The sequence below is a fragment of the Kitasatospora nipponensis genome, from assembly GCF_039528135.1.
Lineage (GTDB): Bacteria > Actinomycetota > Actinomycetes > Streptomycetales > Streptomycetaceae > Kitasatospora > Kitasatospora nipponensis.
The window spans coordinates 1-10,981 of the sequence record NZ_BAAALF010000233.1 but is presented as its reverse complement, the minus strand read 5'-3'; the positions used below and the strand labels follow the sequence as shown (position 1 = coordinate 10,981).

Here is a 10,981-nt window from a genome sequence, read left to right as displayed (position 1 = left end):
GGGCGAGCGAGCGGCCCCCCCCGCCCCGGGGCCGGGCCAGCAGCCAGCCGGCCGCCGCCGCGCAGAGCGCCACCGTGGCGAGCACCGTCCAGCCCTCGGGACCCAGCACCGCGGCCTCGCGCTGCGCGGGGCGGGCGGTCGGCGGGGCGTTGCGCGCGATGGAGGCCACCCCCGCGCCGCCGGCCGGGAGGGGCGAGGCCGCGGGGCGGGCGCCGGTCGGTGCGGCGGTGGCCGCCGCCGGTGCGGAGGGCGCCGCGGACGCGGGGGAGCGGGCGGCGCCGGGGGAGCCGCTCGCGGCGGCCGGGGCCTTCGCCTGACCGGGCGCCACCAGGGTGCCCACCGGCGTCACCTTCCCGGCGGCGGCGAAGCCCCAGTCCAGCAGCGCCGCCGTCTCGTCGTAGACCTTCATGTAGCTCTCCGGGTGCATCACGGCCACCAGCAGGGTGCGGCCGTCGCGTTCGGCCGCCCCGACGAAGGTGCTGCCGGCGTTGGTGGTGTAGCCGTTCTTCACGCCGATCAGGCCGGGGTACTTGCCCAGCAGCCGGTCGGTGTTCTGGATGCCGAAGCTGCCGCGCTGCCCGTTCTTGTCCACCGCGCCCGGGAACTGGGCGTCCCGGGTGGCGCAGTAGGAGCGGAAGTCGGCGTTGCGCAGCCCCTCGCGGGCGAAGAGCGCCAGGTCGTACGCCGAGGTCAGCTGGCCGTCCTCGTCGTAGCCGTCGGGCGAGACCACGTGGGTGTCGCCGGCGCCCAGGACGGCGGCCTCCTCCTGCATCTGGCGGACCGTCTGGTCGACCCCGCCGTTCATGTGGGCCAGCACGTGCACCGCGTCGTTGCCGGAGCTGAGGAACACCCCGCGCCACAGGTCCTCGACCCGGTAGTCCAGGTCCTCCTTGATCCCCACCAGGCTGCTGCCCGCGCCCAGGCCCGCCAGGTCCTCCGCGGACACCCGGTGCACGACGGAGCGGTCGAGCTTGGGCAGCACGGTGTCCGCGAAGAGCATCTTCAGGGTGCTGGCCGGCGGCAGCCGCAGGTGCGGGTTGTACGAGGCGAGCACGTCGCCCGACTGGGCGTCGGCCACCAGCCAGGACATCCCGGTCAGCCCGTCGGGCAGCCTGGGCGACCCGGCGGCCGGGGACGCCTGGACGCCCGGGCGGCCCAGCCGCTCGCCGCCGACCACCGACGGCGGCACCGGGGGCGGCTCGGCCCGGGGCCCGCCGCGCGCCAGGGCGCCCGCGCACGGAGCGGCCAGCACGAGGGCGGCGGCCAGCGCGGCCGCCCAACGACCAGTACGACACGTCAGGTGATCATTCGAAAGCACCTGGTGACCGTACCCAGCACAACGGGCCGGGGCCCCGGCCCGTTGCCCAGCTCCCCCGAACGGGGACCGCCCGTTGGGCCGGTCGGCCCGCCGCCCATACTGGGAGGGCAGCTCATCCGCTTTCCGCTAAGGACCACCCATGAAGCTCAGCCGCCGCGTCTCCTGGTTCCTGACCGCCTTCGGCGCCTGGTCGATGATCATCTGGGTCACCTTCGTGAAGAACCTCTGGCAGGACTCCGCCCACCAGGCCTTCACCGGTGGCGACCACGCGCACCCCACCGCGTTCTTCTGGATCCACCTGACCCTGGCCGTCACCTCGTTCGTGCTGGGGGTGCTGGTGGGCCTGGTCGGCGTGCGCGGCCTGCGCGGCGAGCGCGCCGCCCGGGCGGCCGAGCCGACGGCCTGACCCGCGCCGCGCGCACGCCGCGAACCCGCGAGAACGCCGCAGGCCCCGTCCGGTTCGGACGGGGCCTGCGGCGTTGCCGTGCTCGACGGTCAGAAGCGGCGCGTCACCAGGGCGCGCTTGACTTCCTGGATCGCCTTGGTGACCTCGATGCCACGCGGGCAGGCCTCGGAGCAGTTGAAGGTGGTGCGGCAGCGCCACACGCCCTCACGGTCGTTCAGGATCTCCAGGCGCTGCTCGCCACCCTCGTCACGCGAGTCGAAGATGAAGCGGTGCGCGCCGACGATGGCGGCCGGACCGAAGTACTGGCCGTCGTTCCAGAAGACCGGGCAGGACGACGTGCACGCCGCGCACAGGATGCACTTGGTGGTGTCGTCGAAGCGCTCGCGGTCCTCGGCGGACTGCAGGCGCTCGCGGGTCGGCTCGTTCCCCTTGGTGATGAGGAACGGCATGACGTCCTTGTACGCCTGGAAGAACGGGTCCATGTCGACCACGAGGTCCTTGAGGACCGCGAGGCCCTTGATGGCCTCGACCGTGATCGGCTGCTCCGGGTTGACGTCCTTGAGGAGCGTCTTGCAGGCGAGCCGGTTGCGGCCGTTGATCCGCATGGCGTCCGAGCCGCAGATGCCGTGCGCGCAGGAGCGGCGGTAGGTGAGGGTGCCGTCCTGCTCCCACTTGACCTTGTTGAGGGCGTCCAGGACGCGCTCCTTGGGGTCCATCGTGAGCTGGTAGTCCACCCACACCGGCTCCGGGTGCTCCTCCGGGTTGAACCGGCGGATCCGCAGGGTGAAGGTGATCATCTGCACGCCGCCGGCCTCGGCCGCGTCCAGCGCCGCCGAGTGCGGTGCGTCGATCGTGGGGGCGCTCATCAGTACTTACGCTCCATCGGCTGGTAGCGGGTCGTGACGACCGGCTTGTAGTCAAGGCGGATCGAGGTGCTGCCGTCGGCGGCGACCTCCTGGTACGCCATGGTGTGCTGCATGAACTTCACGTCGTCACGGGTCGGGAAGTCCTCGCGGAAGTGGCCGCCGCGCGACTCCTCGCGGGCCAGCGCCGAGACGACCAGCACCTCGGCCAGGTCGAGCAGGTTGCCCAGCTCCACGGCCTCCAGCAGGTCGGTGTTGTAGCGGAAGCCCTTGTCCTGGATCGCCACGTGCTTGTAGCGCTCGCGCAGCGCCGCGATGTCCTCGCTGGCCTGCTTCAGGGTGGCGCCGGTGCGGTAGACCATGGCGTTGACGTCCATGGTCTCCTGCAGCTCCTTGCGGATCTGCGCCACGGACTCGGTGCCGGTGGACTCGCGCAGGCCGTCGACCAGCGCCTGCACCTTCTCCGCCGGGTTCTGGGGCAGCGGGGTGAAGTCCACCGTCGAGGAGTAGGCGGCCGCGGCCAGGCCCGCGCGCTTGCCGAACACGTTGATGTCCAGCAGCGAGTTGGTGCCCAGGCGGTTGGCGCCGTGCACCGAGACGCAGGCGACCTCGCCGGCCGCGTACAGGCCCGGCACCACGTCGGTGTTGTTGCGCAGCACCTCACCCTCGACGTTGGTCGGGATGCCGCCCATCGCGTAGTGCGCGGTGGGCTGGATCGGGATCGGGTCCGTGTAGGGCTCGATGCCGAGGTAGGTGCGCGCGAACTCGGTGATGTCCGGGAGCTTGGCGTCCAGCTGCTCCGGCGGAAGGTGCGTCAGGTCCAGGTAGACGTGGTCGCCCTCGGGACCGCAGCCGCGACCCTCGCGGATCTCGGTGTAGATCGCGCGCGAGCAGACGTCACGGGACGCGAGGTCCTTCATGACCGGGGCGTAGCGCTCCATGAAGCGCTCGCCGTCCTTGTTGCGCAGGATGCCGCCCTCGCCGCGGGCGCCCTCGGTGAGCAGGATGCCCATCCGCCAGATGCCCGTGGGGTGGAACTGGAAGAACTCCATGTCCTCCAGCGGCAGGCCGCGGCGGTAGACCAGCGCCTGGCCGTCACCGGTGAGGGTGTGGGCGTTGGAGGTCACCTTGAAGAACTTGCCGGTGCCGCCGGAGGCGAAGACCACGGCCTTGGCCTGGAAGACGTGGATCTCGCCGGTCGCCAGCTCGTAGGCCACGACGCCGGAGGTCTTGCCCTCGTTGATGAGCAGGTCGAGGACGTAGAACTCGTTGAAGAACTCGACACCGTGCTTGATGCAGTTCTGGAACAGCGTCTGCAGGATCATGTGACCGGTGCGGTCGGCCGCGTAGCAGGAGCGGCGCACGGCCGCCTCGCCGTGGTTGCGGGTGTGTCCGCCGAAGCGGCGCTGGTCGATCCGGCCGGCCTCGGTGCGGGAGAAGGGCAGGCCCATCTTCTCGAGGTCCAGGACCGCGTCGATGGCCTCCTTGCACATGATCTCGGCGGCGTCCTGGTCGACCAGGTAGTCACCACCCTTGACCGTGTCGAAGGTGTGCCACTCCCAGTTGTCCTCCTCGACGTTGGCCAGGGCGGCGCACATGCCGCCCTGGGCCGCGCCGGTGTGGGACCGGGTGGGGTAGAGCTTGGTCAGCACCGCGGTGCGGCTGTGCTGGGTCGACTCGATGGCCGCGCGCATGCCGGCGCCACCGGCGCCGACGATGACGGTGTCGTACTGGTGAATCTGCATGGGGATTTAACTCGCCTCTGGGCTCTGGACGCTGCCGATGGCCGATTAGATGTTCGGGTCGAAGGTGAAGATCACCAGGGTGCCGAGCAGCACGGTGAACACCGTGGCGGCGCCCATCAGGGTCTTCAGCCAGAGCCGGGTCGAATCCTTCTCGGCGTAGTCGTTGATGACCGTCCGCATGCCGTTGGCGCCGTGCAGCATGGCGAGCCAGAGCATCAGCAGGTCCCAGCCCTGCCAGAACGGGGAGGCCCAGCGGCCGGCGACGAAGGCGAAGTTGATCTTCGAGACGCCGCCGTCCAGGACCAGCATGATCAGCAGGTGACCGAGGATCAGCACGACCAGCACCACGCCCGACAGGCGCATGAAGAGCCAGGCGAGCATCTCGAAGTTGGTGCGGGTGCGGCGCGGGGTGGTCCGGGTGCGGGCGCGCGGCGGCTGGATGACGAACTCGTCAGCCGGGTTGCCGGTGCCCAGGCCCTTGCCGGTGTGCGCCTGCGAGGAGGCGACCAGCTCGATGCCAGTGGTGTCAGTCGACATGCCGGATCACTTCCCGAACCAGGTCAGCAGCGTGTGCTGAAGGATGTGGTAGAAGGAGGCCGCCATCAGGACGACCCACAGACCCACGACACTCCAGAGCATCTGCTTCTGGTACTTCGGGCCCTTCGACCAGAAGTCCACCGCGATGACCCGCAGGCCGTTCAGGGCGTGGAACAGGATGGCGGCGGTGAGGCCGTACTCCATCAGGTTCACGACGGGGGTCTTGTACGTCTGGATGACGGAGTCGTACGCCTGTGGCGAGACCCGCACCAGCGCGGTGTCGAGGACGTGGACGAGAAGGAAGAAGAAAATGAGGACGCCAGTGACTCGATGAGCCACCCAGGACCACATGCCTTCGCGGCCGCGGTACAGCGTTCCAGCCGGCACGGGAAACCCTCCGGAAGCGGATGAAGGGCTCGGCCGGCGTCGGTGTCGGTCAGCCCGGCCGGGTACGGTCCTCCGGCCGCGGTCATCCTATCGACGCCGCGTCGGTAACCGCCTCCGGGGGGTTTGAGTGTGATCAATCAGGCACGGGCGGCGTAACAGCACCCTTTTTGGTGACCCTGGGTGATACCAGGGCTGCTGTACGGTGACGAACCTCCCGCCGTCGACCGTCTTGAGGACCCCATGCCGCGCCGCCGCCCCGTTCTCCCCCCTCCGCTGACGGCCCTGGTGCTGGCCGCGCTGGTCCCGGCGGCCGGCTGCGCCACGGTCGGGCCGGCCCCGGCGGGTGACCGGGTGACGGCCGCGGTCGCGCCCCGGGCGCTGTCGGCGGCCGAGCTGCGGGGGGCCGCGGTGACCGGGTCCGACCTCGGGGCCGGATACACCGTCAGCCTGCTGGGCCCCGGGCAGCCGGCGCCGTCGGGTTCGTCCGGCGCCGCGCAGCGGCAGGTCGCGGACGTGCCGGCCTGCCAGCCGGTGCTCGACGCGGTGGGCCCGGCCGACCCGGGCGCGGCCCCGCAGGCCGAGGCCGACCTGAGCGTGCTGAGGGTGGCGGCCCCCTCGTCGGCGGGGGCGGGTGCCGGCGCGGTGCCCCTCTACACCGCGTTGCTCGGCTACCCGGCCGGCCGGCCGGCGGTGCTGCAGACGACGCTGGACCAGGCGCTCGCGCGGTACACCGCCTTCACCTCCGCACCCGCCGACCCGAAGGCGGTGACCCCCACGGCCCGCGGGGCGCGGACCGGGCACCAGCTGGAGCGGGCCGACGCCCCCACCCCCGAGGGGGCCGACGCGGTGACCGCCTTCACCCTTACGAGTGGACCGGCGACGGGCGAGGGCGGCGGGCCCGCGCTCACCCAGCGGGCCGTGGTGGTCCGGGTCGGCACGGTGCTGGCGGTCTTCTCCACCGTGGGCACGGCGAAGGAGCCGGCCGCCGTGCCCGACCCGGTGGTGGTGCGGGCGCAGACCCGCAAGCTGCGGGCCGCGCAGGGCTGAGCCGAACCGGCCGGGGCGTCCACCGACCGGCCGGGCCCGGCGCTCCCCAGGGCTCGTCGGGCAAGCCCTAGCGCGAGGTGCTGCTGGCCACCAGGTGCTCCAGCCGGTTGAGGGCGATCCGGCGCAACTCCTCGGCGGCGATCAGCCGTTCCTCGTCCGGCTCGTTGGCGAGCCGGGTGCGGATCGAGCTGAGCACGGTGTCGAGCATCTCCTCCGGGTCCACGCCGTCCAGGCAGACCACGAAGACGTGGCCGAACCGGGACTCGTAGGCGGCGTGCGCGGCGCGCAGCGCGGTGTGGGCGGCCTGGCTGCCCGGTGCGCGCATGCCCAGCAGCGGCTGCGGCATCCAGCTCTCGTCGGCCAGGGCCTCGGCGAGGTCGCTGGGCCGCAGGTCGTAGGAGGCCTCGCTGGCCGCGGCGAGCAGGGACTCCAGGTCGGGGTAGGGGCGGTGCGCGGTCAGCCGCAGGGCCCAGCGGTGGCTGCCGCAGCAGGCGAGCAGGGCCTCCTCGGCGGCGCCGGGGTCGGCCTCGTTGAAGCGGTGCAGTCCGACCGCGGGCAGGACCGGGGGGTCCGTGCGCGGCGCGGGGACGGGCGGCGGTTCGTCGGGAGCTCGGTCGAAGACGGTGTCGGGTGCTCGGTCGGTCGAACTGTCGGCCGGGACGTCGCTGGCCAGCGGGTCCTCCTCGAGGCGGACGGAAGCGGAGGCGGCGGACAGCGGGGAGAGCGTACGTCGCACCGCGTCAGGGGAGGTCAGAGGGGTCGAGCGTATCCAGCATGGATCACGCAGCGGCGCGGACGAGCCCGCCCACGCGGTGCCGCGATCCTCCCGGGCTGCGGCTCCACGGTAGTTGAGCGCTCATCAGTTGGGGAGAGTGCTCGCGGAATTCACCCTGACGAGCTATCAAGTTGTGACCCGCAACACCAACGGGTCGGTGCTCCGGGTGACCGGAGCACCGACCCGGGGGCCGCCTGGGGTCCGGCGTGGGCCGGACGGGGGCCGGGTGCGGGACCCGCTAGTCCCGGTGCACCTTGTAGTTGGAGGCCTGCGCGCGCGGCCGTACCACCAGCAGGTCGATGTTGACGTGCGAGGGCCGGGTGACCGCCCAGGCGACCGTGTCGGCGATGTCCTGCGAGGTGAGCGGGTGCGAGACGCCCTGGTACACGGCCGCGGCCCGGGCCTCGTCGCCGCGGAAGCGGGTGACCGCGAAGCCCTCCGACTTGACCATGCCCGGCGCGATCTCGATGACCCGGATCGGCTCGCCCACCAGCTCCAGGCGCAGCGTGGCGGCGATGGTGTGCGCGGCGTGCTTGGCGGCCACGTAGCCGCCGCCGCCCTCGTAGGCGGCCAGCGCGGCGGTCGAGGAGAGGATCAGCACGGTGCCGTCGCCGCTCTCCCGCAGGGCCGGCAGCAGCGCCTGGGTCATGTGCAGCACGCCCAGCACGTTGACCTGGTACATGGCCAGCCAGTCGGCCGGGTCGCCCTGCTCCACCGACTCGGCCCCGAAGGCGCCGCCGGCGTTGTTCACCAGCAGGTCGAGCCGCTCCAGGCCGGCCGCGAAGGCGTCCACCGCGGCCCGGTCGGTGACGTCCAGGGTGACCGCGCTGGCGCTGCCGCCCTGGCTCTCGATCTCCTTGGCGAGCTCCTCGATCCGCTCGGTGCGACGGGCGGTCACGATCACCGAGAAGCCCTCGGTGGCCAGCCGCCGCGCGGTCGCCGCGCCGATCCCGCTGCTCGCGCCGGTGACCACCGCGACCTTCTGCTGACCGGTCCCCATGTTCCTCGTCCTCCGTCTGCGTCCGTCGTGCGTGCCTGGGCACCATCATCGCAGCCGGTGGTGCGGCGGGCGTGGCGGGCCGGTGGCCGGCCCCCACGACGGACGGGGCCCGGAGTCTGTGCGACTCCGGGCCCCGCTCGGTCAGGCGTGGGGTACTGCGTGGGGCGCCGCCCCGGGGGTTACTTGGCGAACGACTTCAGGAAGCCCTTGTTCGGGCTGCCGAGGCCGGTCACGGTGTCGTAGCCCTCGGTCGCCTTCAGGCCGTAGTCGGCACCGATCTTGTACAGGCGGACCTTCAGCGCGCCGTTGACGACACCCAGGTCGACGACGTTGCCGAGCTTGCCGTGGTTCGGCGCGTCGTCGACGTCGTTGAAGATGCTGTCGTTGTTCGCGCGCTTGTAGAGCGCCGGGTTGGCGAAGCCGATCGCGTGGCCACGGGCCTGGATGGCGTTGGCCAGCATGCCGGCGACCTCCGGGGAGGAGACCGAGGTGCCGCCGTAGCCGCCCTCGCTGTAGGCGCCGCCGGCCGGGGTGTAGCCGACCAGGGTGGCGGCCACCAGGTCACCGCTCATCGCGATGTCCGGGGTGGCGCGCAGCGGGGTGGCCGACTTGGTGCCGTCCGCCGCGGTGTGCGAGATGGAGTCCGGCACGACGTCCGCCTGGTACCACGGCTGGGCGACGTCCTTGGAGACGCCACCGCCACTGCCGAAGTAGAAGAAGCCGGGCATCGGGGACCAGGACTTCTGGTCGGCCGAGAGCACCGAGCGCTGGTCACCCATGCTGACCTCGTCGGCGTAGGTGCCCTTCTTGTCCATCAGCTCCAGCGCGGTGCCGCCGACGGCGGTGACCCACGGGGAGGCGGACGGCCACTGCGTCTGGGCCTGGTTGGTGTCGGCCTGGCAGTTCACACCGGTCGCCGCGGCGGCCGGGGAGTTGTCGCCGCAGTCACCCGCGGAGACGGTGAAGCCGATGCCCTCGGTGGCGCCGAGCTCGAAGAGCTGGTCGTCGGCCGCCATGACGGCCGGGTCCAGGTCACCGCTCTTGCCGTGGGTGATCTCGCCCCACGAGTTGGAGACGACGTCGGCCAGGTGGTGGTCGACGATGTTCGCCAGCGCGTCGGAGAGGTCGGCGTCGTAGCAGGAGTTGGCACCCACGTAGACGACGTTCGCGTCCTGCGCGAGGCCGTGGACCATCTCGACGTCCAGCGCCTCCTCGCCCGACCAGTCGCCGCACTCGGCCTGGTGGACGAAGTTCGCCGGAGTGACGACCTCCTTGTACTGCCCCGGCGCGAACGGCTTGTCGCCGTGCGCGGTGGAGAAGTGGTTGGCGTCGGCCTCCATGGTGCCCAGGCCGTAGGCGTCGACGATGGCGACGGTGGCGCCCTTGCCGCTGTAGCCGGAGGCGGTCACGCCGTACGCCTTGCGCAGCTGCGCGGTGGTGTACGAGCAGGGGGCGAAGGGCTCGTTCTTCTCGTAACCGGCCGGCGCGCCCTTGGCGATCAGCGAGTCGTAGCCGTCCTCGGAACAGGTCGGCACGGTCGGCAGCGCGGCGGGGGCCTTGGTGTCCACCGGAGCGGCGACGTCCGGCGCGGCGGCGCGGGCGGCCTTCTGCGCGGCGGTGGCCGGCGCGGCCTCGGCGGAGGCGGCGGAGACGGCCTGCGAGGAGGCCTTGTTGACCTGGTCGGCCAGGCCCTGGACCGCGAGCACGGCGTTCGCGACACCGGCCGGCACCACGGCGTCGGCGGCGGGGGCCTTGTGGGTCCCGTCGGCCGTACGGTAGTTGCGGAACTGGGTGCCGAACGCCTTGGCCAGCGCGGCGGTGTCGCCGGAGACCTGGACGTAGTGGGTGGTGACCGACTCGACCTTGAGGCCGGCTCCGGTCACCCAGTCGGTGACGGCCTTGACCTGGGCGTCGGTGGCGCCGAACTTGGCCTTGGCGTCCGCGGTCGACAGGAACTGGCCGAAGAGCGGCGAGTCCTGCGAGGAGACGGCCTTGGCGTAGGCGGCGAGGCCGGCCGGGTCCTGGCCGGCGAGGTAGACGCGCGCGGTGCCGGGGGTCCCGTTCGGCACGGCGCCGGCGTCGGCCTGGGGCGTGGCCCAGGCGGGGTGGGTCCCCGGGAGCTCCTTGGCGGCACTCGGCGCGGCGGAGGTGTCTGCGGCGAAGGCCGGGTTGGCGATCGCGAGCGTTCCCAGGACGAGGGCGGCGGCAGGAGCCGCGACCGCTATCCGGGAGAGCCGGCTGCGCTTAGCTGCTGGCACGTGGGTTCCCCACTCTCTGGACGGGCCACATCACTGCGGTGCAGGGATGGTGACTGCATCTCAGCCGCCACCTTGTGGGCGGGGCCGGATGCGGGCATGGCGGATCGCCCCACTGACCCCTGGTCCTGAGGGAGGGTCGAGCGGTGCGAGGTTTGACTGTGCGCTCGTTGTCTATTCGCTCGGACGGTCGAAGCTCAAGACTTCGTCTGATTTTTTTACCAGTGCATGACCTGACCGTCCGGATCTTGAAACGCGACGGCCACCCGGCGGTACGGCGGCGCCTGTACGCGGGGTGACCTGCGGTGTGACGGGACGTGACTCCTGGGGCCCGCAGTCGTTGCACAGGTTCATCGCCCAGGGGCGGCGGTGACGGGAAGGCGGGCGAAACGAGATGTCATACCCACCCTCGCGCCGCGTATGCGCCAATCCGGGTGCTGATTCGGCCGAAGTCAGGCCAAACTCCAGCCGCCCCCATACTCTTGTTGGGGTGAACCGTCCTCAGACCGCCCAGCAGGCACCGCAGCAGGCAACCGCCCCGCAGGCCACCGCGCAGACGGCGTACCCGGGAGCGGCGGCCCCGCCCTCGGGTGCGGCGCCGCGTCCGGTGGCCGAGCGCCGTCCGGCGCCGAAGCCGGGACCGCGGCC

Annotated in this window: 10 protein-coding genes; 2 read left to right on the top strand and 8 right to left on the bottom strand. The window is 72.1% G+C overall.

Annotated features, from left to right (window positions below; genetic code table 11):
• Window positions 1-1,318 (bottom strand): D-alanyl-D-alanine carboxypeptidase family protein (locus tag ABD323_RS36200; RefSeq protein WP_425556285.1); only part of this gene is annotated, 1,318 nt, incomplete at its 3' end.
• 139 nt (window positions 1,319-1,457) lie between these two features.
• Here ABD323_RS36200 and ABD323_RS36195 point away from each other — a divergent pair.
• A complete protein-coding gene (locus ABD323_RS36195) occupies window positions 1,458-1,724 on the top strand; it encodes an SCO4848 family membrane protein (protein ID WP_344446337.1) in 267 nt (88 codons plus the stop codon).
• 89 nt (window positions 1,725-1,813) lie between these two features.
• Here ABD323_RS36195 and ABD323_RS36190 read toward each other — a convergent pair whose 3' ends face one another.
• The 4 genes from ABD323_RS36190 to sdhC are packed head-to-tail and all read right to left on the bottom strand — an operon-like array spanning window position 1,814 to window position 5,256.
• Window positions 1,814-2,590 (bottom strand): succinate dehydrogenase iron-sulfur subunit, encoded by a 777-nt coding sequence (locus ABD323_RS36190; RefSeq protein WP_425556284.1) that lies wholly within the window; start codon window positions 2,588-2,590, stop codon window positions 1,814-1,816.
• The gene (sdhA, locus tag ABD323_RS36185; protein WP_344446336.1) at window positions 2,590-4,332 is read right to left on the bottom strand and encodes a succinate dehydrogenase flavoprotein subunit; all 1,743 of its coding nucleotides are present in this window, start codon (window positions 4,330-4,332) and stop codon (window positions 2,590-2,592) included. The genes ABD323_RS36190 and sdhA overlap by 1 nt, the downstream gene beginning before the upstream one ends.
• 45 nt (window positions 4,333-4,377) lie before the next feature.
• Window positions 4,378-4,869 carry a succinate dehydrogenase, hydrophobic membrane anchor protein gene (gene sdhD / locus ABD323_RS36180; protein WP_344446335.1) on the bottom strand — a complete coding sequence of 164 codons (492 nt, stop codon included), beginning with the start codon at window positions 4,867-4,869 and terminating at the stop codon, window positions 4,378-4,380.
• 6 nt (window positions 4,870-4,875) lie between these two features.
• Window positions 4,876-5,256: a succinate dehydrogenase, cytochrome b556 subunit gene (gene sdhC / locus ABD323_RS36175; RefSeq protein WP_344446334.1), complete on the bottom strand. Its 381-nt coding sequence runs from the start codon at window positions 5,254-5,256 to the stop codon at window positions 4,876-4,878.
• Between the two features lie 240 nt (window positions 5,257-5,496).
• On the opposite strand from sdhC, the gene ABD323_RS36170 reads away from it, so the two are divergent.
• Window positions 5,497-6,303 (top strand): hypothetical protein, encoded by an 807-nt coding sequence (locus ABD323_RS36170; RefSeq protein WP_344446333.1) that lies wholly within the window; start codon window positions 5,497-5,499, stop codon window positions 6,301-6,303.
• A gap of 67 nt (window positions 6,304-6,370) precedes the next feature.
• Here ABD323_RS36170 and ABD323_RS36165 read toward each other — a convergent pair whose 3' ends face one another.
• The 3 genes from ABD323_RS36165 to ABD323_RS36155 form a co-directional block, all read right to left on the bottom strand.
• The gene (locus ABD323_RS36165) at window positions 6,371-7,039 is read right to left on the bottom strand and encodes a 2-oxo-4-hydroxy-4-carboxy-5-ureidoimidazoline decarboxylase (RefSeq protein ID WP_425556282.1); all 669 of its coding nucleotides are present in this window, start codon (window positions 7,037-7,039) and stop codon (window positions 6,371-6,373) included.
• 277 nt (window positions 7,040-7,316) lie between these two features.
• Complete coding sequence (locus ABD323_RS36160) at window positions 7,317-8,078, bottom strand: SDR family NAD(P)-dependent oxidoreductase (protein ID WP_344446332.1); 762 nt, start codon at window positions 8,076-8,078, stop codon at window positions 7,317-7,319.
• A 179-nt stretch (window positions 8,079-8,257) separates the two neighbouring features.
• Complete coding sequence (locus tag ABD323_RS36155) at window positions 8,258-10,336, bottom strand: S53 family peptidase (RefSeq protein WP_344446331.1); 2,079 nt, start codon at window positions 10,334-10,336, stop codon at window positions 8,258-8,260.
• Between the last annotated feature and the right edge of the window lie 645 nt (window positions 10,337-10,981).

Bases quoted from the DNA above. Each gene is read 5' to 3' on its own strand.
- ABD323_RS36195 (WP_344446337.1), top strand. From the start codon at position 1,458: ATGAAGCTCAGCCGCCGCGTCTCCTGGTTCCTGACCGCCTTCGGCGCC.
- ABD323_RS36170 (WP_344446333.1), top strand. From the start codon at position 5,497: ATGCCGCGCCGCCGCCCCGTTCTCCCCCCTCCGCTGACGGCCCTGGTG.
- sdhD (WP_344446335.1), bottom strand. From the start codon at position 4,869: ATGTCGACTGACACCACTGGCATCGAGCTGGTCGCCTCCTCGCAGGCG.
- ABD323_RS36160 (WP_344446332.1), bottom strand. From the start codon at position 8,078: ATGGGGACCGGTCAGCAGAAGGTCGCGGTGGTCACCGGCGCGAGCAGC.
- sdhA (WP_344446336.1), bottom strand. From the start codon at position 4,332: ATGCAGATTCACCAGTACGACACCGTCATCGTCGGCGCCGGTGGCGCC.
- ABD323_RS36190 (WP_425556284.1), bottom strand. From the start codon at position 2,590: ATGAGCGCCCCCACGATCGACGCACCGCACTCGGCGGCGCTGGACGCG.